The following is a 23,843-nucleotide window of genomic DNA, read 5'->3' on the forward strand; positions in this document are numbered from 1 at the left end:
TTATAGCATGACCTTAAACAAAGACATACTCACATCTAAACCAGACAACAGATTTTCATCTGAAATATATCAAACAACACCCCATCTATTTGCTAAAGCAGCAATATAGAATTCAAATGAGAAATGACGACGCTGGATATCAAATAGAAACCAGCATTTCTCTCTTAAATCATGCATTCATCAATACCTTATGACAACAAATTGCAAACGAGCTAAAATTCGCTCGAAAAATTAAGAATTTTTATAAATTTAAAATATCTTTTAAGATACAAAAATATCTAAAATAATAGAAAATTCATTAAACCATATACCAAAAAACAATCCAGAGAATCTAAGAAAAATAAAATATCTTATTTATTATCAATAAAATAAAATGTTTTAATAGATGCATTTAAAAAGTTGGCACAGTCGCTGCAATAGTATAAGCACACAATATCATTGGGATCTTGTGAATATCACCTGCCTGCAAACGCTTGGCAGGCAGGCTTTGAAAGGAAAACGAAAATGTCTGTCGTTGAACAAATCAACCAACAAGCTCAATTTGAACAAGAACAGCAACAACGCGCCTATCAGGTTCTACAAAATGGCAAAAGTATGCCTGTGAAAATGTGGACCAATGGCGTACTAGTCGATGAAAACTCAAAACAACAATTGCTGCAAACCGCACAAATGCCCTTTATTTATAAATGGATGGCGGTGATGCCAGACGTTCACTTTGGCTTAGGTGCAACCATCGGAAGTGTGATTCCTACCAAAGGTGCGATTATCCCTGCCGCCGTAGGTGTCGATATCGGCTGTGGAATGATGGCGACGCGTACCAACTTAACCGCGTCGGATTTACCCGATAACCTATATGCTTTACGTACTGAGCTTGAGCGCTTGATTCCACATGGAATGACCAAAGGCCGTGGACGAGATAAAGGTTCTTGGGAAACGCCACCTGAAATGGTCGATCAAGCTTGGGCTGATTTAGTTGCAGATTTTGAGTTCATCTGTGCGAAGCATCCTCGCCTAAAAAATACCAATAACCGTAAGCAGCTGGGAACTTTAGGAACAGGAAATCACTTTGTAGAAATCTGTTTAGATGAACATGACCATGTTTGGATTATGTTGCACTCAGGTTCACGTGGTGTGGGTAATGCCATCGGTAATCATTTTATCGAGCTGGCACGTAAAGATATGCAAAAGCACTTTATTAACTTACCCAATAAAGATCTGGCCTATTTAGTTGAAGGTACTGAGCATTTTGATGATTACTGGTTTGCTGTGGGTTGGGCTCAACGTTTTGCCATGAAAAACCGTGAAATCATGATGCAGTCTGCGATTAAGGCCTTGGCAACGATTATTCCAAAACCATTCCAAGCACGATTAGAAGCCGTGAATTGCCACCATAACTATGTGGAAAAGGAAGAACATTACGGCGAAGAAGTGATGGTGACCCGTAAAGGTGCTGTACGTGCACGTTTAGGAGAGTATGGAATTATCCCAGGTTCCATGGGTGCCAAGTCCTTTATTGTTCGCGGGCTTGGAAATCAGGAATCATTTTGCTCATGTTCACATGGCGCAGGTCGCGTAATGAGCCGTGCTGAAGCAAAACGACGTTTTACCGTGGAAGATCAGATCGTGCAGACTGAAGGCGTGGAATGCCGTAAAGATGCTGCTGTAATTGATGAAATTCCATCAGCTTATAAACCGATTGAAGATGTGATGAAAGCACAGCAGGATTTGGTTGAAGTGGTGTATACATTAAGACAAGTGGTTTGTGTTAAGGGTTAAATACCTGAGCATAAGCAGAAGGTGAACATATGTTTGTCCAATTAAATCATTTGAAGAGCAAAGAATTACAATCTGATCTCGATGCCATACACGCCGTATTTGAAGTTTCTTTGTTTGATATCGCAGATCAAACGGAATCTTCGAATACACTCGCTATTCATCAACAGATGCTATTGAATTGTGAACGTTTAGCAATAGAAAAAGCGTTGGACTTAAACACTTTAATCATTGAGAAATTAGATAGCACTCTTGTAGATATTGATAGTTTAGACAAACCTAATTTATTCTCTGGACATAATTGGTTTTTGAACTTGTTAGAGTCAGTCATTGATCCACCATATGGAACAACCCTTGCCCATTCTAATCGAGTCGCATTCTTCAAAAAATTCACGCAATTATGTCTTTTAACTGAAAAAGACTGTGAAATATATGATTGGGTTGGCTACCCAGGTAGTGGTCGAGATAATGATTCTGAATGGAATGATTATTTTGAACCCGGTCGAGAATGGTGGGGTAATTGGTGCTTAACCATCTATTCACCACAGCAAAATAAAGGCTGTTTACTACTTGCAAGCTCGACAGATTAAAGAATAAATTTTTTAGGAAAATAAAAGATGAAACTTGCAGAAGCACTTTTACTGCGAAGCGATCAACAAAAAAAGCTCGCTTCATTAAAACAACGGATCAACGCCAATGTATTGGTACAAGACGGCGATGAACCGAGTGAAGATCCAAATGAACTGATCAAACAGGTGTTTGCTTTAACCCAAGAAAGCAATCAATTGATTTGTCGTATTCATTTGACCAATGCACAAGCAAAATTAGAGGATGGCAAAATCCTGCTGTCCCTATTAAGCTTACGTGATAGTTATGCTGAGCAGCATAAGATTCTCATTGATGCGATTGCCAATACCCATCGTGAACCTGATCGTTATAGTTCACGCGAGATCAAATGGCAGAAGGTTATCCCTGTCTCTAGCTTGCAAAAACAAGCCGATGATATCAGCGCGAAATTACGTGATTTAAATATCAAAATTCAGGCTGCCAATTGGCAAATTGATTTAGTCGAATAAACAACAGATTTTGTGAATTGAGTTCACAATCACAGTTTGGGCATACTGGGCGAGTACAAGATCCCGCTTTACTCCGATCTGAGGGATTGAAAATAATTCAGGCGGCTATGGCAGCATGTGAGCCGTGCATCAATCTTCACAGATTAGGCTCAGCACCACGTACCGAGTAAACCTTTGCCGAAAGCAAAGTCACGCGTTACTTCGCATTACCATGTACTGACAGTATGTTCATTAAATTATAAATGGAAAAACTATGTTAAATAAGATTCAGAATTATGTTTTCGATAATTTAATTACAACCGTATGGAGTATATTACTATCTATTGGTGGAATTGTTATGATTTTTTATTACACATCCATCGAATACTTACCATTATTTGATATCCAATCTTTTTTGATAGTTGTCGTCTCAATAGCTTTTCTATTTCTAACAATTACCAGCTCAATCATTTTTATGAATATCATTCCATCTGTATCATGGTATGAACTATTTTTAAAAGAATCTAAAGCCAATCAGCTCTTAGAGGAAAACAATGATATAAGTTTTAAAAAAATATTCATTTGGTATAGCCTACCAAGTTCAATCTTAACTTCTTTAATTATCCTTTCAATTTTACATAGCTTCTTTATTAAATATTTATTTTTATTACCGCTATTATCTTATCTTTTATATTTTTCTTATTGTTACAAGCATATCAATAATTTAAACTTAGAATTTAAAAGCTTTTTGTCTGAATTATTTAAACTTCAAATAGGAAATATAGTTTCATCATTTATGCTTATTTTCCCTATTTATCTAATCTTCCTTCTCGCCTTAACAAATGAAAAGTCAGACGAGCTAACAAACACTATATTCACCATTACCCTAATTGGAATAATAATATTTTTTAACACAATAAACATTTCACTATCAAAAACAGTGAATGCTAAAAGTAGAATTCTTATTTCATTAACCTTAGGATTTTCATTTTTATTTTTCTTATTAATATCATTTAACAAGACAAATCTAATTCCTTTAAAAATTATGGAAATACTAAAAGTCGGTAACTTCACAGCCGCAGAAATTTTACTTAAAAAAGAGGGTTGTGAAATTTTAAGAGGTTATAATATTCCTTTAGATAAAGATAAAGATAAAGATAAAGATAAAGATAAAGATAAAGATAAAGATAAAGATAAAGATAAAGATAAAGATAAAGATAAGAAAGATATATGCTCAATTAAAAATGCGAAAATATTATCGAGAATTGGCGCAGAATCTTATCTCGAATTTGACAATCAAAGAATATCAATTCCTTCTGACTATATTACTTCTTGGAAAATGAACAGAAAATGATAAAAATTGATGGTTCACAAGGTGAAGGTGGTGGGCAAATTTTAAGAACCGCCCTTGCCCTTTCGATGATTACAGGTCAGGCATTTGAATTAATCAACATTCGTGCTGGGCGTAAAAAACCAGGCTTAATGCGTCAACACTTAGTCTGTGTACAGGCATCTCAACAGATTAGCCAAGCCTATATAGAAGGTGCTGAACTGCATAGCCAGCGCTTGTACTTTGCACCACAGCATGTGCAAAGTGGAAAATACCAATTTCAGATTGGTTCGGCAGGAAGTACAACACTGGTTTTGCAAACCCTGTTGCCTGCTTTGTTATTGCAAAATGACGCCAGTGAACTCACCATCACAGGTGGTACTCACAATCCGCTTGCACCAACAGCTGATTTTATTGAGCATTGCTTTTTGCCTACGCTCACAAAGCTGGGGATCGAAAGCGAATTTAAGTTAAATAAAGCAGGCTTCTTCCCAATTGGTGCAGGTGAAATTCAAATCAAGATTCAGCCATGGCTACATCGAAACAAGTTAAATCTATTAGATCGTGGCGCTTTACAAAGTACTGAGGCTTTTGCAGCGGTATTGAATCTTTCAGAAGAAGCACAAATCGCACAACGGGAATTGGCAACGTTAGATAAAAGACTAAAGCTGGATACACAGCAGCAGTTCCATTTAAATGGAATTAGCCAAGGCAATACGGCGTATGTCAAAGTTGAGCATCAACACCACTCTCAGCTATTTACTGCTTTAGGTGAAATGCGTAAAAGTGCAGAACAAATTGCCAATCATTTGGCTAAACAGGTGAAGCAATATCTGGAATCTAATGCTGCAGTCGATGAATATTTAGCAGATCAATTGTTATTGCCTATGGCATTGGGTCAAGGCGGTGAATTTACTGCACAATGTATTAGTGAACACACCCGTACTCAGGCAGCTATGATTGAAAAATTTATTGATTGTGAAATTGAATTTATTGAGGTGGATAAAACGCTATTTCAGGTCAAAGTAAACGTAGAATAGTGAATATTAAATATGAAAGAACATACTCAAATAAGCAAATTTTTAAGCCTCATATTAAGACATAAGCCTGAACAAATTGGACTTCAGCTTGATCAAGAAGGTTGGGCAAAAATTGCTGAGCTCATTGAAGCTGCGCAACAACACGACGTTCGTCTAGATGAAGCATTACTCCATGTAATCGTCGAACAAAATGATAAAAAACGCTTCCAAATCTCAGACGATGATTTGATGATCAGAGCTGTTCAAGGCCACTCAACACATACCGTACAACGGCAAATGATTGCGCTTGAGCCACCACAATATTTATTTCATGGCACAGCGAGTCGATTTATAGATTCAATTCAGACGCAAGGCCTAATCGCAGGACAGCGCCATTATGTGCATCTAAGTGAAAATAAAGAAACGGCCTTGAATGTAGGCCAACGCTACGGTAAGCCTGTACTCTTCTTAATTAACACACCGCAAATGTATAAAGATGGCTTTGAGTTTTATCAAGCAGAAAATGGTGTTTGGCTAACAATACATGTACCAACACAATATTTATCGTTGATTGATCAGACCAAGACAGGATCATTGGTCTGATCTGATTCTAAGATTCAGTTAACGCACACTTTCCAAAGCTGTCACCAATAACTCCCAACATTTCTCGACCGTATCTACTTTAACCCTCTCACCTGGCGCATGCGCCCCTTGAATATCAGGGCCAAACGATACCATCTGTAAATTCGGATAATGTTCAGCGATAATGCCACACTCCAAACCAGCATGAATCACTTTCAAGTTTGGCTCAATCTTAAATGCAGACTGATACGCTTGTTGTAAACATTTCAATGCAGCCGAATCTGGATTTGGTGTCCAGCCCGACACTAACGGCGTTAATTCAGATTGAATCTGGAAATTGGCGAAGTGTTGTTGAATGTTTTGTGCAAATGTCACTGCTTCTTGGTTCACCATCGAACGAACCATAATCAAAGTTTTGGCTTCATCTTTTGTGAGTTTGACCACACCGATATTATTCGAGGTCTCAACCACATCGGGTAAAGCAGTACTCCACTGTGCAATACCATAAGGACACGTTGCCAAGGCCTGTAACCAAGCTTGTTGCTGCTGTAAAGTAATAACTTCGTTTATCTGATTGGCATTTTGTTGTACGGTGATTTGCAGCTGATCATCAATACCCTGTAGCTTTTGCTGCCATTCCACTTGTGTTGCTGCAACTGCTTTTTCTAGATCAGCCAATTGATCTATTTTAATTGCAATGGTTGCCACAGCTTCGCGTGGGATAGCATTTCGAGCCGATCCACCGACAAATTCAACCAGTCGACCATTGGATTGCACTAAATAGTCATTGAGGAAATTAGCTAGAATCACATTGGCATTACCACGACCCAAATGAATATCAACCCCTGAATGACCACCTTTTAAACCTGATACCAACAGATCAACATAAATCAAATTTGCAGGTGCTGGTTCATATTCAGGTGATTGCTGTACTTCTAAGTCAATACTACCTGCGCAGCCAAGATACAACTCGCCCCACTCTTCGGTATCAATATTAAAAAGCCACTGTCCAGTTAACACACCTGACTCGAGTAAACGAGCACCGCTCATTCCTGCTTCTTCATCAATGGTGAGCAAAACTTCAATCGGTCCGTGCGCGATATCGCTGGATTCTAATACGGCCAGCGCCAGTGCAACACCAATACCATTGTCTGCACCCAATGTGGTATTTTCAGCAATCAGCCAGCCGTCTTTTAATACAGGTTGAATGGGATCTTTAAAAAAGTCATGTTGGGTACCACGATTTGCCTGAGTCACCATATCTAAGTGTCCCTGCAAAATCACACCTGCAACGTGCTCTTTACCTGCTGTAGCGGCTTTTCGAATAATTAAATTACCAATGTCATCGACATAGGTTTCCAAGTTGCGCTGTTCCGCCCAATCTTTTAAATGTTGTCTGAGTTGTTGTTCATGTTTGGATGGTCGAGGAATCGTACATAAGGTCTCAAAATGTTGCCAAACCATTTGGGGTGATAATTTAGAAAAATCGACCTGTATCATGCACCTATACTCTCAAATAAAGCGTTTAAACCAATATACACCATACACCCAAACGGCGATGCTGTTAAATCACTTCATTTAAAATTGTATTCGCAAAATGAACTTAGCTTTTCCACACAAACTGAGAAAAACTATGTTCCGCTTTTAAGCTATTTTCGACAGCCTGAGCCAATTGGCGAATTATGCTTTGTGTTTCAATACGCTCAAACCAAGCTTGTTCTTGCTGTGGATTGGCTGAGATTTCACAGAGAATATGTCCTTCGGTATCTTGCTGTGAGCATAAGATTGAAAGCGGTAATTGATGATTGTCGATACGCACTTCAATTTTTTCATGTTCATGACGAATATGTTGTGCATCAAAGCCATATTGTTCTAATTGTTTATACAGCAATGCAGCCACGTACTCTTGCGTGATATAGCATTCATTCGGTGGATGATCAACCACCCCATGTTTTGGGCAATCTGCTATAAATTGCAACGTTTTCATGCTATTCCCTCTATTTTTATGTTTTAACTCTGGATCACAGAGTAAATCCGACGCGAACGGTAAGAATTATTATATATACAATTGTCTTTAATAGATTAGCTGATTGTCTTAGTTCTATAGCTAAATTGATAAATTTAGACCCGATTAGATATGTACATCCATAAACTCAGCCTTTTTATTATTTAAGCGTTTTCGCCTTATGTTTAGCCAATTGTTTTTATGAATATGCTTATAAAAAAAGCAGCATTTAACTTAATTAATCAAGCTAAACACTGCCTTTCCAGATCAGCTTATGGATTCACAACCTGTAAATCCAAACCTGCTGTATTTGCAAGTTCGGTGAAGGTTGGGAAACTGGTTGCCACAGTTTCTGTACCATGAATGGTGATGTTACCTGAAGTACGTAAACCCGCCATACTGAAACTCATGGCAATACGATGGTCATGATGTGATTCAATTTCACCGCCAGTGAAAATGGCTGACCAGTCACCAGACTTACCCTTACCTTCAATGATGATGCCATCGTCGGTTGGGGTACAGTCAATGCCCATAGTTTTTAAACCATCTGCCATCACTTGGATACGGTCAGATTCTTTAACACGCAGCTCAGCCGCACCAGTCAGAACCGTTTGGCCTTCTGCACAAGCAGCCGCAATGAATAATGCTGGGAATTCATCAATTGCTAACGGCACTTGATCTTCAGGCATATGAATGCCTTTTAGTGTACGAGAACCTTTGATATGAATATCTGCAATAGGTTCACCACCTGCAATACGTTCATTTTCTACAGTTAGATCAGCACCCATTTGCTTAAGAATTTCAATCACACCTGTACGCGTTGGATTAATCCCAACCGCTTCAAGAATGACATCTGCACCTTCAGTAATTGCAGCACCGACCATAAAGAATGCAGCAGATGAAATATCAGAAGGCACTTGAATATCAGTACCGACTAACTTGCCACCACCCACAAGCGAGATTTTATTGCCCTCGGTTTTCACATCATAACCAAAAGCACGCAACATACGCTCAGTATGGTCACGGGTTGGTTCTGGCTCAGTCACCGAAGTTTCACCCGCAGCCCATAAACCCGCCAACAAAATACCTGATTTCACTTGAGCAGATGCCATTGGTAAATCGTATTGAATCCCTTTAAGGGCTTGGCTACCTGTGATACTGACGGGTGGTGTACCTTTCTCACCAGTGGTTTGGATTTGTGCCCCCATTTCACGTAATGGCTTAGCAATACGCTCCATTGGACGTTTAGACAATGACGCATCACCGGTCATCACTGAATCAAACTTCTGTGCAGACAACATGCCTGACAGCAAACGCATACTAGTCCCTGAGTTACCCATATACAAAGCGCTTGCTGGCGCTTTTAAGCCTTGCATGCCTACACCATGAATAGTGACTTCACCATTCTTCGGTCCTTCAATGCTCACACCCATATCACGGAAAGCCTGCAAAGTTGCAAGTGCATCTTCCCCTTCCAAGAAGCCTGTCACATGCGTTGTGCCTTCTGCAATCGCACCAAACATAATGGAGCGATGTGACACAGATTTGTCACCCGGTACGGTGAATTTACCTGTAAATGTTTTCTTTCCCGGTAAAATGGTAAATTGCTGTGTCACCTTGTTTTTCTCCATCAAAGGTTTTTTGGCCAACATATGGTTAAAGTGCTGACGTGCTGCTTGAGCATGCCCTAGCAGTCCCATCAACGCTTGCGAATCTTCCTGTTCAATCAATTTCTTTAAAACTGACAATTGCTGTTCAAAACCATCAACCGCATTCAAAATTGCGGTTTTATTGGCAAAGAAAATGTCATGCCACATCTGTGGATCACTGGCTGCAATACGCGAGAAGTCACGAAAACCACCTGCAGCATAGCGGAAAATATCTAAATTATCCTCACGATTTGCCAGTTGTTCGACCAGATTGAATGCCATCAAATGTGGTAAATGACTGGTATGTGCCAACACTTCATCGTGTTTGGTGACATCCATGCAAATCACTTCGGCTTTTGCCGCAGACCAAAGTTGAATCAGTTTTTCAACAGCCCAATCAGCACTGGTCGGAAGTGGTGTCAAAATCACTTTATGATTGACAAATAAGTCAACTTTTCCTGCATGTACACCAGTATGTTCAGCACCCGCAATCGGATGACCTGGTACAAAACCGACTGGTAGATTTTCACCAAATACTGCTTTTGCTGCTTCAACGACATTACCTTTGGTACTACCCACATCGGTAATAATGACATTGTCTGCAAGATAAGGCTTGATCTGTTCCAGCACTTTTTGTGTCGCACGAACAGGCAGTGCTAAAACAATTAAATCTGCATCCCGAACTGCTTCTTCAGGTGTTGCATAACCGTGTTGAATAAGACCGAGTGCCTTAGCATCTTCTAATGTTTTTTTTGAGCGTGTTGAAGCCACAATTTGAGCTGCAAGTTGTTCTGCCACAATCACACGAGCAAGACTCGATCCAATCAGTCCAAGCCCAATAAATGCAACTTTCTTAAATAATGGTTGAGACATAAAACATATTTGCCTAATGAGACGACTTTGATATGGATAGATACCGAAGTCATCTATCCATACGATAAAACGGGATTATAAAACAGCGATTGGATACGAACCGAGGACACGTAACTCTTTCACCATTGGGCGGATTTCTTCCAATGCCGCTGCAACATTTTCCTGACCGATATGTCCTTCTAAATCAATAAAGAACACATAAGCCCATTTCTCAGGTAAGGCAGGACGCGTTTCAATACTGGTCAAGCTGATTTGATGCTTGGCAAATGGCGCAAGAATTTCCAGTAAAGCACCGGCACGATCATGCGCAGAGATGAGTAGCGAAGTTTTATCATTCCCGCTTTGAGGAATCTTCTCACGACCAATCACAAGGAAACGTGTGGTATTTTCAGGGTTATCTTCAATATTGCTATGTAAAATCTCAAGGTTGTACATGCTTGCTGCAATATCAGATGCAATCGCTGCTGAGTGCCATTCGTTACGAATACGGCGCGCCGCTTCTGCATTTGAGTTCAGTGCAACACGCTCAACCCCTGGATAGTGTGCATCTAACCATTTACGGCATTGTGCCAAGGTTTGCTGGTGTGCATAAATCTGCTTAATGCTGTCTTTACGGGTATTTTCAGATACCAGGAACTGGTGATGGATACGCAGCTCAACTTCACCAATCACATTCACTGTCGATGATTTAAAGCAATCTAGGGTATGGTTGACAATCCCTTCTGATGAGTTCTCCACTGGAACTACACCATAATGTGCGCTGCCCGCTTCAACTTCACGGAATACTTCATCAATGGTTGGTAATGGGCGCACAACCGCATCTTTACCGAAATGCTTTAATACAGCGGAATGCGTATAAGTGCCTTCAGGCCCAAGGAATGCAATACTTTGTGGTGCTTCAAGTGCCAAACATGCTGACATGATTTCACGGAACAAACGCGCCATGGTTGCATCAGACAAAGGCCCTTGATTACGCTCCATCACTTTACGTAGCACTTGCGCTTCACGTTCAGGGCGATAAAACAGCGGATTTTCTTCGGATGCAAATTTCGCTTTGGCTACCGCTTCTGCAAGCGTGGCGCGGCGGTTGAGTAACTCTTGGATTTGTTGATCAACACTATCAATATCGTTACGAATTTGGTCTAAATTAAGTGAATTCGATGTGTTTTGTCCATCGTTTACCATTGAATGCAGCCTCAGCAAAATCATCTATAAGAATGGATTACAATTCATCTGTGAATTGATTATCCGAGCTAGTATAGCAACACTTTAAGCTATTAAACACGCTGAGTTTTAACTCTTTTTATTACCAAACTTTATTGATAATGATTTTCATTATATATTGCTAGCAAAATTTCACTGCTTGCGAATAAATTATGTTTAAACGACTTGGTATTTTGACTTTTGCTCTGCTCATGGCTACACCCTTGGCTTTTGCTCAACCCAACACCTCTAGTTCAAATAAAGCACCTCTCAAATCACAAACCAATATTCAACAAAGCTTTGTAATCGCATCTAAATATACAAAGCATGATTATCTGATTCAGATCTCTGTTCCTGCTGGTGAAGCTCCAAAGCAAGGTTTTCCAATTCTGTATGTATTGGATGGTAATGCTGCTTTTGAGAGTGCTGCCAATATTGCTAAATCAGTGGGTGGTGGTGCCAATCGCTTGGGTTTGAGTCCTGTCGCCATTGTTGCGATTGGCTACCCGCAGCAAAACAGTTTTGATGTAGAAAAACGGGCTTTAGACTACACACCTAAAGCATCGGCTGAATTTCAAAAACAAGCCAAGTACAGCTATGGTGGTGCAGACCAATTCATTCAATTTATACAAAAAGAACTGAAACCTGCCGTTCATGCAAAAATCAAAGTCAATCCACAGCAACAAAGCTTGTTTGGACATTCCTTTGGCGGACTGTTTGTTTTACATACTTTCTTTAGCCAACCACAAATGTTCCAACGTTATATCGCTGCCAGCCCTTCACTCTGGTTTGACAACTATGCCCTATTAAACCGTCAGACAGATTGGTTAAAGAACCAAAATAAAACTCAAGATCTTATGCTGATGACCACAGTGGGTACACATGAGCATGGTCGTAGCCCAACACCAGATGCTGAATCCTTACAAAAGCAGAATGACTTTTACCAAATTTTTAATCAGCAACGTTCACCGCATTTCTTGTTCTGGAATTATCGACATCCTGCTGAGCAGCATCTCACCAATATGTATGCTAGCTTACCGAAAGCGATTATGTTGGCAGGTTGTCAACCGCAAAGTTGTTCAAATCTCTTTGATGAACCAACACCATAAAATCCTGAATAAACACCGCTACATTTAAGCGGACGATTCTCTCCGCTTAAATTTGAACCTTTCAGTAGGATAGATTGGTTATACTGTCTGAAGATGTCATAACAACAGTAAATACAATGAATAAGATTTTCAGCTTAGCTTTATTAAGCTTATTTAGTATCGGTTTAAGTGCATGTGGTGGTTGCCCATTGATTGCGGGTTGCAATGGTACTGATCGCTCACCTTACTTTATCAGCCCAGTGAGCAGTCAGGCTCGGGGAATTCCGATCCCCCCTCAAACCAAGCTCACCTATCAATCACAACACTTTAGACAGACCCATCAGCAAACTCATGCTTTAAAAGAACAAAACCTAACAGGCATCGCCCTTCCTGAAAATACCGCCATCCTTTGGGGCGGCATGCCCGTTGAGCAATTTATTCAATATATCGATCCCGCAATGAAGGGTTTTTTTGTCTATCCAGCAAGAGGCTTTAAATCAGAACAATCTAATGCATTTCTAAATTTATGGAAAAGTTGTGAAAGCGATTTAAGCATTTACTTAAAAAACCCAAATGATTGGACATTTAATCCATCTAATATGGAGATACGCGGCTGTGGAATTAATATTCAACAACGTAGTGCATATACGGAAGACAGTTTTCGGCAAGACGAAGCTGATGAGTTTCTACGCAAGATCAATCAAGCCTTGCAACAATTACCTAAACAACAGAGCTACCCTGTCATCCAACGATCAAGCAAATAGTGAAAACAAAACAGCCTGCTCGAAAGCAGGCTGTTTGACTCGATAAATGCGGATTAAGCTTTACCGATAATGCCACGCGCCACGATTTCTTTCATGATTTCATTGGTACCGCCATAGATACGTTGAATACGCGCATCAACAAAGAAACGTGAAATTGGATATTCAGTCATATAACCGTAGCCACCAAATAATTGCAGCAAGTTATCGGCTACTTTCATTTGCATATCGGTACTAAAGCTCTTCAATGCGGCAGCTGTTTCCACATCCAACTTGCCTTCATTATATAAAGCTACGTTTTGGTTATAAAAAGCGGCTGTTGCCAACTCATCAATCTTCGCTTGCGCCAAGACAAAACGTGTATTTTGGAATTGTGAAATTGCCTGACCAAAGGCCTGACGTTCTTTTACATATGCTGTTGCTAAATCAATTGCACCACGGATTGCGCCCAATGCAGTAGACGCAATCGCGGTACGCTCACGCGGAAGCTCTTGCATCAAGTAAGCAAAACCTTGCCCTGCTTGACCCAATAATTGATCTTTCGGTACTTTGACATTATCAAAGAACAGCTCTGAAGTATCTTGTGAATGCAAACCAATTTTGTCGAGGTTAGTACCCTTTTTAAAGCCCTCTAAATGTGTGTCAACCAACATGAGTGACACACCTTTGGCACGCGCTTGTGGATCAGTTTTTACTGCCAGAACCACAAGATCTGCATGCTGACCATTGGAAATAAAAGTTTTTGAACCATTTAACAGATAGTGATCATCTTGCAGGATGGCGCTGGTCCGCATTGCTTGTAAGTCCGAGCCAGCACCTGGTTCAGTCATACCAATGGCACCAACCACTTCACCCGATACCATTTTGGGTAACCAGTACTGTTTTTGTTCTTCTGTCGCAATGTGCTGGATGTACGGCGCAGCAATTTCAGAATGACATGAAATCGCGGTGGATAATGCACAGTAGCCTGCACGCGCAGACTCTTCAACCAACATGAGTGAATAATGCGTTGGTACACCGTAACCACCATATTCTTCTGGAACATCGACACATAAGAATCCATTTTCGCCCAATGCGTTCCAGACTGAACGCGGCATAATCCCTTCACGTTCCCATTGCTCATAATGCGGTGCAATCTGCTCGCTCATAAAGCGTTTAAAGTTATCGCGGAAGAGTTCCAAATCTGAATCATAAGCTAACATCATTATTTCCTTTCGCTTTCATTGTTCTTAAAAATTTGTTCGCAGTCATGCTAATAACTTTTAGATGGGATGTCATGTCCCGTTTACATCAAATCACTAGACTGATTCGGTCAATAATTTTGTTTGCATCGCCAATCTCTAAATCACAATTGCTTATTGATTAAACAGCGTGTTGGTTTTTTTATGCTACGCCGCCCAATTTTATGTCATATTCATTTTATTCTTTGTGACAATCTTCAATACGACCATGAACACAAAACGTAATATCTATAAAACCGCAGAACATCCCTTTGCTCAGTATGTTCGTATTTTAGGTAAGGGCAAAACAGGTTCTCGTTCGCTTAGTTATGAAGAAGCCTATCAAGCTTTTAGCATGATTTTAAAAGACGAAGTACTTGATGTGCAGTTGGGTGCATTCTTGATGCTGTTACGTGTTAAAGAAGAGTCTGTCGATGAATTAGCGGGTTTTGTCCAAGCCACCCGTGATCAACTCAATTTTCAGCCACTTGATGTTAATTTAGATTGGTCTTCTTACGCGGGCAAACGTAAACACTACCCATGGTTTTTATTGGCAGCACTCACTTTAGCCCATCATGGTTACAAAATTGTGATGCATGGTGCATCGGGGCATACCATTAACCGTGTCTATACCGAACAAGTTTTACAGTTTTTAGGCTATTCAATTTGTCAAAATCAACAAGATGTCCGTGAACAACTTGAACAGCACAACTTTGCGTACCTCCCTCTTGAAGCAATCTCACCGATTCTAAGTGAATTAATCTCGCTACGAAATGTAATGGGGTTGCGTTCCCCAATCCACACCTTGGCACGCCTGATTAATCCATTTAATGCCAAAGCGACCTTACAAGCAATCTTCCATCCAGCTTATCGCACTTCACATCAACAGACCGCATTCCGTTTAGGTTATCAGAACAGTGCCGTGATTAAAGGTGAAGGTGGAGAGTTTGAACGTAATCCTGATGCCAAAACTTTGATTTGTGGTATTAAAAATGGTGCGTTGTATGAACATGAACTACCAAAATTAACACCTGATCGTAGCCCGATTGAAGAAGAGCTTAATCTTGCTGTGTTTAAAGCGGTGTGGCTAGGTGAACAGACGCATGAATATGGTGAATTGGCAGTCGTTGAAACCATGGGAATCGCGTTGTATACCATGGGTGTAGTCAATAGCTATGATGAAGCAATGGATAAAGCCAAAGCGCTATGGGAAAAGCGTCTAAACTAAGCCAAATGGCGATTTCAAGTAAAAGAAATCGCCATGATCTTTACAGCATATATTGCTCTATCGAACTTTAGATTCAAGCATCGCAGCTTTAGGGATAACGATAGTATCTGCAACAACTTTACTTTTTCTGAACAGTCCCCCCATAACAAGCCGGCAAGAAAGATTATCTGTTAATAACGCCTCAATCTGCTTCTTTCTGAGGCAGATATTCATTGCCTCATCTTCACAGACTTTAAAAGAACCCGCTGAAATATACATCCCATGTTCAACACGCCCCTCATCAATCGAAACGGAGCCTATGACGACATAATCTTGTATTGGCTTGCATTTAAAATGTGAATATTTATAGTTTTCCTTAAGATACAAATCGCTTAAGTTATTCTTCGTCATCATCTCAAAACTGAACAAGTCCCCACTGATCCCATCAAGTCGAGAATAGGTTATTTTTCCTAACTGGACATCTTGAACTATTTTACTCTTTTCATTGCTAGGAGAACTACATCCTACAAGAACAAAACTGAATAGTACGATCAGCTTAAGCATCAATTGACTAATCTCACGTTTCACGTTTGCCCAACCCAAGAAACCCACATATTCTAAATACAGTACAAAAAGTCATTTTCCCCCTAGTCTTCAACATAATAAAAATCTGGCCAGAATGGATATTCTTGACCTGAAGAATGAATATTTCTTAGGCTCAATTGATCACCTATTTTAATTGTAATTTTATTGGCGTCATAAGGACCAGACAGATAAGCATCTCGCTGTTGACCTATCAACTTATTACAATAAGCATCATGCGCTTTAATCTTTTGGGAGTTCTGCATAGTTTGCGCCTCTATCACCTGAATCCCAATCAATAACATAGGATAACCATCATTCTTGATAGTTGTATATTTCGTTCGTGGCGAACTATATTTTTGACTAGCTACAACATTTACTTTAAGGCGGCATTCAATGGGCTGTTTGGCAAAAATTATGCTTGTATTAAATATAACAAGTGCAGTTAAAGTGATTTTAAGATAAGTCCTATTCATTATTTTTCTCATCCAAATATCGTCATGACTATTTTCCATTGCTAGCCTGTTGGTGCAACTGCTTCACCATTATACGTCTTTCTAACAAAATTTATTGAATGAGCTGTTATTATTGAACTGAATAGTAAACACTACCCAAATTAATTTTATAGTTCGCAATACGATATATCTGTTAAACAGATAAAGTAAGAATAAATGTTGGATCAAGACTCTCAAACAAGCAATATAAAAAAAAACAATCTCTAAATATAGAAAAATTCGTTTTAAGCAACCATTTTATATCAGAATGGTCTTAGCCATGACACTATTCAGCTACCCTTCAGCATACGCACAAAATGACCTCACACAAACCGTATCCAATCAATTAGAACGTGCCAATCAGGGCAACACCGCAGCCCAAGTTTATATTGCAAATTCATATTACATGGGGAGAAATGGTTTCCCAATGGATGATAAATTAGCACTCAAATATTATCTTTTGGCTGCAGAGAAAAACCATGCAGAAGCTCAATATGTACTTGCGATGATGTACCTTGAAGGCGAAGGAACCAATATTAATCAGCAGCTTGCTTTTAAATATCTAGAAAAATCAGCATATAACAATTTATCTCAAGCACAATTTGCATTAGGTTTGTGGTATCAAGATGGGGATGATTTTTTGAAAGCGAATCCCCAAAAAGCGAAATATTGGCTGGACAAGGCGGCTATAAATAATTCTACTCAAGCCCAAATCGAGTTAGAGGAGTTAATACGATAAAATTAACCCTTTTCCAATCTCAACGGCATAGAGAAAAAAATATTAACGAGGAAAAAGATGGGAATCGAGTATTTTATTATCGCAATGGATGAGTCAGCGAGCAAAGATGATCTCTTAAATATCTTTAGTCCCTATTGGGTAGAAATAGAACACAATTATTATCTTTTAAATTATGGCAACACACAATTTCAAAATCTAATCCTGAATAATGAATGTCATTTTTCGATAAACTTTCATGAAAATAATAGTACTGTGGAAAGTATCACAATTTATAAACCATGCGGTGACATCAAACTGGAACAAGCAATTTATCGGCTTATTCAGAATTATCCAATGTTCCTCACCTATCCTCGTGACCCTTTAATTGTCGTTACTGCAAATCCTAAATGCCTTGAACTTATAAGAAAGCAATACCCTGATCTTCTTGAGAATTTAAAACTAGTCTCTTGCTTTGAGGAGTACCATAATCTTGAATAACCAGTTTATTCATTTTATAACTAAAATCTTGCTAAATTTTCATACGCAATAAAAATGCTCCATAGGAGCATTTTTATTCATTCCAGTGGTATTAAACAAAACGAATTGGCTTAAATTCAGGCTCGTGTTTGTGATGATCATCATCACACTCTTCGCCTTCCTCTTTAGTACCACGGTCGATATAACCACTACGCTGTTCTTTTGGCAAATGTTCCATTTCCCATGCATACACCGCTTGCATACAAATTTCACGCTGCTCTTTGGTCAATGCAATACCATTTGGCCATTTACCAATTTCAACAGCAGTACGAAGACGCTCAACAATTTCAGGATTTAAAATAGCGAGCATTTGTTCAATATTCATGAGTCATCCTGTTGAAAAGATTCAAAATCTTGATTCCACCCCAATTTGGTACGACATGCCATATAGAAGTCATAACCAGGTGGATGTAATAAGCTTAGTTTAAACGGATGTTTGCGAATATGCACAGTATCACCGACATTTAATGCAACACTATGTTGACCATCGGCGCTGACCATCGGCAAAACACGGTTTTCCCGAATGGTAATCTTCACCTCACTTTGCCCACCGACTACGATTGGTCGTGATGACAACGTATGCGGATGCATTGGAACTAGTGCAATCGCATCCATACTCGGATGCAAAATTGGCCCACCACCTGACAGTGAATATGCGGTTGAACCCGTTGGCGTCGAAACAATCAAACCATCACTATGCTGACGATAGACATATTGTCCATCAATATTCAGTTCAAAATCGATCATATGGACCGATTTGCCCGAATGTAGCACCACATCATTCAATGCAATCGCATCATAAATCGTTTCACCATTGGTTCTGACTTCCATTTCCAATAAGAAACGGCGATCCAATTGAAACTGACCTTGCAAGACCTGATCAAGCTTAAAAATAGCCTCTGCTGGCTTAATATCGGTCAAGAAGCCCAGTCGACCACGGTTGATGCCGATGACTGGGGTATTGTGTCGAACCAATGCACGAGCAGCATGCAATAATGAACCATCCCCACCAACGACCACAACTAAATCGACCACTTCTCCAAGCAAATTTCGGCTAACGGTCTGCCCATGACTATAAGGCACCAATTTGGCTGTTTCCTGATCAAAAACGGGGTTTAAGCCTAAAGTGATCAGATGATCATGAATTAAACATAACGTTTCTACTACAGAATATTTGTCTGGTCGTCCAATTAGACCAATATTTCGAAAGGATTTATGTGAAATTTGCACGAATAATTCAGCTCCGTCGCGATTACTGACTATCATATCATTAACAACCAATGTTGCGTTGATGATTGATTAAAAAGTATAAAAATGTCTATCCGTTGTTTTTTTATACGATTAATGTCAACACATTCTTAAACTTTTTATTGCATGTTGCTATTTATTCACAGTTTTATGATTGCAAAATGACAATAAGCTATCGCATCATTACCGACATTGTTTTGGTTTTAACGCAAATCTATGAAGTTTGAACGTGGTATTGGTTTTCTAGCACTCATTTTCTCAATGTTAGTGATAGGTGTCTTTGTTGCTTTTAGTATCTATCTGATCCGCTTGGATAATATTATTCGTGACAAGTTTGAAGGTCAGCGTTGGGACATTCCTGCCAAGGTGTTCGCTCGCCCATTAGAAATCTATTCTAATGCACCGATTACCCAAGAGAATTTTACCCAAGAGTTAAAATTACTGGGTTATAAAAACACGGCGAATTACGATAAGTCAGGTAGTTATGTGGTACAGGGTAATAAACTGTATGTGCATACTCGTGGTTTTGACTATGGTGACAGCACCGAGCCTGAACAAGTACTCGAACTTGCCTTTATGAATGGTCAAGTTAGCGAAATTCGCTCGACTAAACCTTCAAATACAGGAATTGCACGTTTAGAACCTTTATTGATTGGCGGTATTTACCCACAGCATAATGAAGACCGTGTCCTCATTAAACTGAATAAAGTACCAAAAACCCTGATTGAAGCATTAATTTCAACCGAAGACCGTAACTTCTATCACCATCATGGTATTTCAATCCGTGGTACGGCACGTGCTTTGGTCAGTAACGCCACCGGTGGTCGCCGTCAAGGTGGTTCAACCTTAACGCAACAGCTGGTTAAAAACTTCTATCTCTCTCCAGAGAAAACGTTAAAACGTAAAGTCAATGAAGCCCTAATGGCTCTACTGATTGAATTGCATTACAGCAAAGATGAAATTCTGGAAGCGTATCTCAATGAAGTAAACTTGGGACAAAACGGCAGCTATTCAATCAATGGCTACGGTTTGGCATCACAATTTTACTTTGGCTTACCGTTACGTGAACTGAATATCTCACAACAGGCATATTTAGTTGGCCTGGTTCAAGGTCCTTCTTTATATAACCCTTGGCGTAATCCAGAATCAGCCAAAAAACGCCGTGATGTTGTATTAAACAACATGAAAGTCATGGGTTACTTAACCGAAGCTGAATACCAAGACGAAATTGCCCGCCCTTTAAATGTGGTGAGTAAACCAACCTTAGGCCCTGCAAAATTCCCAGATTTCCTTGATATCGTGCGTCGTCAACTTCGCACTGAATATCAAGAAAGTGATATCACCAATCAAGGTCTAAGAATCTTTACCACACTGGATCCGATTGCACAAACCCAAGTCCAAAATGCCTTTAAGAGCACTGTGGACCGTTTAGCCAAAGCCAACCCTGCCCGTTTGAAAAACTTGCAAGGCGCTGTTCTGGTTGCACATCCTGAAAATGGTGAATTAGTCGCTGCCGTCGGTTCAACTCAAGACTTTACTGGTTTTAACCGTGCACTGGATGCCAAGCGTCAAGTCGGCTCTCTGTTAAAACCGATCATCTACTTAAATGCGATTGAATCTGGCCGCTATACTTGGGCAAGCCCGATTGAAGATAGTGCAGTGAATATTCCAATAGATGGGGATAAGAGCTGGACACCGAAAAACTATAGTGGTGGTGAACATGGTGTTGTTCCGATGCAACAAGCATTGGCCAACTCGTATAACCTTTCGACCGTACGTTTAGCCAATGAGTTTGGTTTATCCGCGTTCAGCAATAAATTAAGGCAGTTTGGCGTAAGTTCAGACATTCCTGCCTACCCTTCGATTTACCTTGGTGCCGTAAATATGTCGCCGATGGAAGTTTTAAGCATTTACGGCAATTTTGCGACTGGTGGCTTCAAGTATCCACCACGCTCGATTCGTACTGTGGTCGATGCCAAAGGACATTTATTAGATCGTTATGGCTTAAATGTTCAACAGACTATTGATCCTGCTGCGGCCTACATTCTTAACTATGGTTTACAGCAAGTGATGCGTTCTGGTACAGGTCGCTCTGCTTATAACAGCTTACCTGAATCATTGAATTTAGCAGGTAAGTCAGGCACAACCAATGATACGCGTGACTCATGGTTTGCTGGCTATTCAGGCAATCACGTTGCAGTGGTGTGGTTAGGTCTGGATGACAATAAAGTGACGGGCTTAACAGGTTCTTCAGGTGCATTACCCGTTTGGACCAATGTGATGCGTCAATTACGCCAAGAACCTGTGAACCTACGTCAAACCGACAATGTTCAATGGCAATGGATTGATAGTGCAACGGGTGACTTATCAGCGCAAGGCTGTGATGGAGCGTTGTATATTCCATTATTACGTCAAACTGTACCCCGTCGTGCAACCCTTTGTGGACAATCTCATTACGAAGTAGAACCTACCTATATTCCACAGTCCGAAGAAACCCCTGCCGATGATCATAATGACGGGATCAGCAACTATATTCGTGAAAGTGAAAACCAAATGGATACAGATTTATCCAATCGCCAACCCAGCCGCGTTATTTCGAGCGGCAGCTATAGCGGTGACAACTAAGTCAAAAGGATAATTGGATATGATGAAGAAAACTGCAGTCTTGGTTGGTATGTTGCTACTTGCAGGCTGTACCACAGCGCCTGAAAAAACGCCGACCAAAACAACACCGGCTCACCCGCCGAAGAAAGTGACTGAACCTTCTTCTGGGGTGAAAATTACGCCTTATGAACAAAAAGAGATTAAGCGCCAAAGTGTGCCTGTAGTGGTGCCGCAGCAAAAAGTTCAGCAAAAGTTTAATGATGGCAGTCAACTGCCCGCATTTAAAACCTTAATGCAAAAAACACAAGTCGCTTATAAACAGCAGCAATTGGCGGAAGCTGAACGTTATGCCCTACAAGCACAACGGATTGCACCACAAGCGACTGAAACTTATTTGTATTTGGCCATGATTGCCGATCAGCGCAAAGAGTATGCCAATGCCGAAGCATTGGCACGTCGTGGCTTAAGTTATGCACAAAGCAATGCCATGAAGAAACAGCTCTGGTTGATTATTCTGAAAGCCAGTGAAGCCCGTGGCCATACCGTTAAGGCTCAAGAAGCGCGTAAAGCCATTCAGGCACTTTGACTTTAGTCAGCTGAAATAAATTGACGAATCCCAGCAAGCCCATAAGCATGATGTTTTTGGGCTTGTTCTAAATCTGCTGGTGCAACACCACCTAAGGCAAATACAGGAATATCACTGTTTTGTGCCAGTTCTGCAAAACTGTGCCAACCTAAGCCCTGTGCTTCAGGATGTGTGGCGGTTGCATGTACAGGACTCAAAAAGACCGCATCACAGCCAATCTGGTGTGCATGCTGTAATGACACTGCATCATGACAGGCCGCAATAAAACGTTTCCCTACGATCAATTCAGCTTTGTTTAAATGCATCAATTGTGATTGCTTTAGGTGGATGGTTTGAATTTTTGCTTGTAGGTCGTTACTCAATTGCTGCCAAAGCGCATAATTGACAACCAGCCGCGAATATTCTGCATCGCTTAATCGCTGCAATTGTGATTCAATCTGTGCTTGATCTTCTAAAGATGTACGCCAATAAAACAAAGCATGCTGTTGTGATATTTGAGCAAGTTGGTCACTAATTTGAATCAAATGCGACCAACTTAAGCGCTCTAAAATTGCAGCATTGGCTTTAGGGAAATTTAAATTTGCCAATTGATCTCGGCTATACCAAGCCCACGGTTGATGAATAAGCCCTAATAATTCATCAGGTACATAAGCATGGAATAAATGCAAATTGACAATGAGATCATCATATTCATGATGAATCAGATCAAAAGCATGCCACTCTTTTAAACCAATACCAACTTCTTCATAAATTTCACGGCGACAAGCCTGCTCAGGGCTTTCCCCTTGTTCAACTTTTCCACCTGGAAATTCATGTTTATTGCCTTGGTGCTGACTGGCTTGTCTCCAACCTACCAATACTTTGCTTTTATGTAATAAAATTGCGATCGCAACATCAACTGTAGCCTTTGTCATAACCGTTTAAAATCTCTCATCTTTTCAGTTTTATTTTAAGGAATTTATAATCGCTTTCCCATGTCAAAAAATAAAATTAATAGAGGATTTTGTAAATTCTTAAAATTTCCGTTGACAGGTCTATTCGATAATGATTATCATTTAAAACATTAAAAAACACACCACGGAGCATAACAAATGAACGCACCATTTAGCCTATTTACCCGCAGTACTGATGCAGCTCAATCATTGCCAATGTTGCATTCAAATAACCTTTTTGCCTTAGGTCGCGAAATCCGCATCATGCATGCTGGTGAGGAGTATCGTTTACGTTTAACCCGTAATAATCGTCTGATTTTAACGAAGTAATATAATAATAATCGCACAACAATAAAAAACGTGGGAATAGCAGTATG

At 40.0% G+C, this 23,843-nt stretch carries 24 protein-coding genes; 14 read left to right on the forward strand and 10 right to left on the reverse strand.

The genetic code is table 11. The annotated features are described in order from the left end of the window. Positions 1-504: 504 nt before the first annotated feature. From NG55_RS01895 to NG55_RS01920, 6 genes are all read left to right on the forward strand, one after another. A complete protein-coding gene (locus tag NG55_RS01895; RefSeq protein ID WP_065342152.1) occupies positions 505-1,776 on the forward strand; it encodes an RtcB family protein in 1,272 nt (423 codons plus the stop codon). 29 nt (positions 1,777-1,805) lie between these two features. Continuing rightward, the gene (locus tag NG55_RS01900) at positions 1,806-2,363 is read left to right on the forward strand and encodes a hypothetical protein (RefSeq protein ID WP_065342153.1); all 558 of its coding nucleotides are present in this window, start codon (positions 1,806-1,808) and stop codon (positions 2,361-2,363) included. A 27-nt stretch (positions 2,364-2,390) separates the two neighbouring features. After that, positions 2,391-2,849 (forward strand): DIP1984 family protein, encoded by a 459-nt coding sequence (locus NG55_RS01905; RefSeq protein ID WP_016539863.1) that lies wholly within the window; start codon positions 2,391-2,393, stop codon positions 2,847-2,849. Between the two features lie 253 nt (positions 2,850-3,102). Then, positions 3,103-4,182, forward strand: coding sequence for a hypothetical protein (locus NG55_RS21080; protein WP_065342154.1), 1,080 nt, complete (start codon positions 3,103-3,105; stop codon positions 4,180-4,182). After that, positions 4,179-5,198: an RNA 3'-terminal phosphate cyclase gene (gene rtcA / locus NG55_RS01915; protein ID WP_065342155.1), complete on the forward strand. Its 1,020-nt coding sequence runs from the start codon at positions 4,179-4,181 to the stop codon at positions 5,196-5,198. The genes NG55_RS21080 and rtcA overlap by 4 nt, the downstream gene beginning before the upstream one ends. A 12-nt stretch (positions 5,199-5,210) precedes the next feature. Continuing rightward, entirely contained in the window at positions 5,211-5,780 is a 570-nt protein-coding gene (locus NG55_RS01920) for an RNA 2'-phosphotransferase (RefSeq protein WP_016539861.1), read from the forward strand. 18 nt (positions 5,781-5,798) lie between these two features. Here the strand turns inward: NG55_RS01920 and NG55_RS01925 are convergent, their stop codons facing one another. The 4 genes from NG55_RS01925 to pheA all read right to left on the reverse strand — a co-directional run bounded on the left by NG55_RS01925 (position 5,799) and on the right by pheA (position 11,471). Beyond that, positions 5,799-7,259 carry an aminoacyl-histidine dipeptidase gene (locus NG55_RS01925; protein WP_065342156.1) on the reverse strand — a complete coding sequence of 487 codons (1,461 nt, stop codon included), beginning with the start codon at positions 7,257-7,259 and terminating at the stop codon, positions 5,799-5,801. Between the two features lie 103 nt (positions 7,260-7,362). Continuing rightward, positions 7,363-7,746, reverse strand: coding sequence for a hypothetical protein (locus NG55_RS01930; RefSeq protein WP_004653914.1), 384 nt, complete (start codon positions 7,744-7,746; stop codon positions 7,363-7,365). Between the two features lie 290 nt (positions 7,747-8,036). After that, positions 8,037-10,286 carry a bifunctional prephenate dehydrogenase/3-phosphoshikimate 1-carboxyvinyltransferase gene (locus NG55_RS01935; RefSeq protein ID WP_023269567.1) on the reverse strand — a complete coding sequence of 750 codons (2,250 nt, stop codon included), beginning with the start codon at positions 10,284-10,286 and terminating at the stop codon, positions 8,037-8,039. A 75-nt stretch (positions 10,287-10,361) separates the two neighbouring features. Next, positions 10,362-11,471, reverse strand: coding sequence for a prephenate dehydratase (gene pheA / locus NG55_RS01940; RefSeq protein WP_005153565.1), 1,110 nt, complete (start codon positions 11,469-11,471; stop codon positions 10,362-10,364). A 191-nt stretch (positions 11,472-11,662) separates the two neighbouring features. Between pheA and NG55_RS01945 the strand changes: the two genes are divergently transcribed. Both NG55_RS01945 and NG55_RS01950 read left to right on the forward strand, forming a co-directional pair. After that, the gene (locus tag NG55_RS01945; RefSeq protein ID WP_065342157.1) at positions 11,663-12,598 is read left to right on the forward strand and encodes an alpha/beta hydrolase; all 936 of its coding nucleotides are present in this window, start codon (positions 11,663-11,665) and stop codon (positions 12,596-12,598) included. Between the two features lie 116 nt (positions 12,599-12,714). After that, positions 12,715-13,341, forward strand: coding sequence for a hypothetical protein (locus NG55_RS01950; RefSeq protein WP_065342158.1), 627 nt, complete (start codon positions 12,715-12,717; stop codon positions 13,339-13,341). 53 nt (positions 13,342-13,394) lie between these two features. On the opposite strand, the gene NG55_RS01955 is transcribed toward NG55_RS01950, so the two are convergent. Then, complete coding sequence (locus NG55_RS01955; RefSeq protein ID WP_016539856.1) at positions 13,395-14,540, reverse strand: acyl-CoA dehydrogenase family protein; 1,146 nt, start codon at positions 14,538-14,540, stop codon at positions 13,395-13,397. A gap of 247 nt (positions 14,541-14,787) precedes the next feature. On the opposite strand from NG55_RS01955, the gene NG55_RS01960 reads away from it, so the two are divergent. Then, positions 14,788-15,786 carry a glycosyl transferase family protein gene (locus NG55_RS01960; protein WP_065342689.1) on the forward strand — a complete coding sequence of 333 codons (999 nt, stop codon included), beginning with the start codon at positions 14,788-14,790 and terminating at the stop codon, positions 15,784-15,786. Between the two features lie 57 nt (positions 15,787-15,843). Here NG55_RS01960 and NG55_RS01965 read toward each other — a convergent pair whose 3' ends face one another. After that, complete coding sequence (locus NG55_RS01965; RefSeq protein ID WP_228704136.1) at positions 15,844-16,353, reverse strand: hypothetical protein; 510 nt, start codon at positions 16,351-16,353, stop codon at positions 15,844-15,846. 59 nt (positions 16,354-16,412) lie between these two features. Further along, entirely contained in the window at positions 16,413-16,823 is a 411-nt protein-coding gene (locus NG55_RS01970; protein ID WP_065342691.1) for a hypothetical protein, read from the reverse strand. A gap of 298 nt (positions 16,824-17,121) precedes the next feature. Here NG55_RS01970 and NG55_RS01975 point away from each other — a divergent pair, with 298 nt between their 5' ends. Then, positions 17,122-17,580, forward strand: a complete 459-nt coding sequence (locus tag NG55_RS01975; protein WP_228704137.1) for a tetratricopeptide repeat protein — start codon at positions 17,122-17,124, stop codon at positions 17,578-17,580. Between the two features lie 57 nt (positions 17,581-17,637). Continuing rightward, positions 17,638-18,057, forward strand: a complete 420-nt coding sequence (locus tag NG55_RS01980; RefSeq protein ID WP_016660304.1) for a hypothetical protein — start codon at positions 17,638-17,640, stop codon at positions 18,055-18,057. 91 nt (positions 18,058-18,148) lie between these two features. On the opposite strand, the gene NG55_RS01985 is transcribed toward NG55_RS01980, so the two are convergent. Together NG55_RS01985 and NG55_RS01990 are read right to left on the reverse strand one after the other, a co-directional pair. Beyond that, the gene (locus NG55_RS01985; RefSeq protein WP_016539851.1) at positions 18,149-18,421 is read right to left on the reverse strand and encodes a YeaC family protein; all 273 of its coding nucleotides are present in this window, start codon (positions 18,419-18,421) and stop codon (positions 18,149-18,151) included. Then, positions 18,418-19,326 (reverse strand): NAD(+) kinase, encoded by a 909-nt coding sequence (locus tag NG55_RS01990; RefSeq protein ID WP_016539850.1) that lies wholly within the window; start codon positions 19,324-19,326, stop codon positions 18,418-18,420. The genes NG55_RS01985 and NG55_RS01990 overlap by 4 nt, the downstream gene beginning before the upstream one ends. A gap of 234 nt (positions 19,327-19,560) precedes the next feature. Here NG55_RS01990 and mrcB point away from each other — a divergent pair, with 234 nt between their 5' ends. Both mrcB and NG55_RS02000 read left to right on the forward strand, forming a co-directional pair. Beyond that, positions 19,561-21,969 (forward strand): penicillin-binding protein 1B, encoded by a 2,409-nt coding sequence (mrcB, locus tag NG55_RS01995; protein ID WP_016539849.1) that lies wholly within the window; start codon positions 19,561-19,563, stop codon positions 21,967-21,969. A 19-nt stretch (positions 21,970-21,988) separates the two neighbouring features. Beyond that, positions 21,989-22,534: a tetratricopeptide repeat protein gene (locus tag NG55_RS02000; protein WP_065342159.1), complete on the forward strand. Its 546-nt coding sequence runs from the start codon at positions 21,989-21,991 to the stop codon at positions 22,532-22,534. A 2-nt stretch (positions 22,535-22,536) separates the two neighbouring features. Here the strand turns inward: NG55_RS02000 and NG55_RS02005 are convergent, their stop codons facing one another. Continuing rightward, complete coding sequence (locus NG55_RS02005) at positions 22,537-23,448, reverse strand: thiamine phosphate synthase (protein ID WP_065342160.1); 912 nt, start codon at positions 23,446-23,448, stop codon at positions 22,537-22,539. A 177-nt stretch (positions 23,449-23,625) separates the two neighbouring features. Between NG55_RS02005 and hemP the strand changes: the two genes are divergently transcribed. Beyond that, a complete protein-coding gene (hemP, locus tag NG55_RS02010) occupies positions 23,626-23,796 on the forward strand; it encodes a hemin uptake protein HemP (protein WP_004653932.1) in 171 nt (56 codons plus the stop codon). Positions 23,797-23,843: the final 47 nt, after the last annotated feature.

Source organism: Acinetobacter gyllenbergii (assembly GCF_001682515.1).
In the GTDB taxonomy this organism is placed as follows: domain Bacteria; phylum Pseudomonadota; class Gammaproteobacteria; order Pseudomonadales; family Moraxellaceae; genus Acinetobacter; species Acinetobacter gyllenbergii.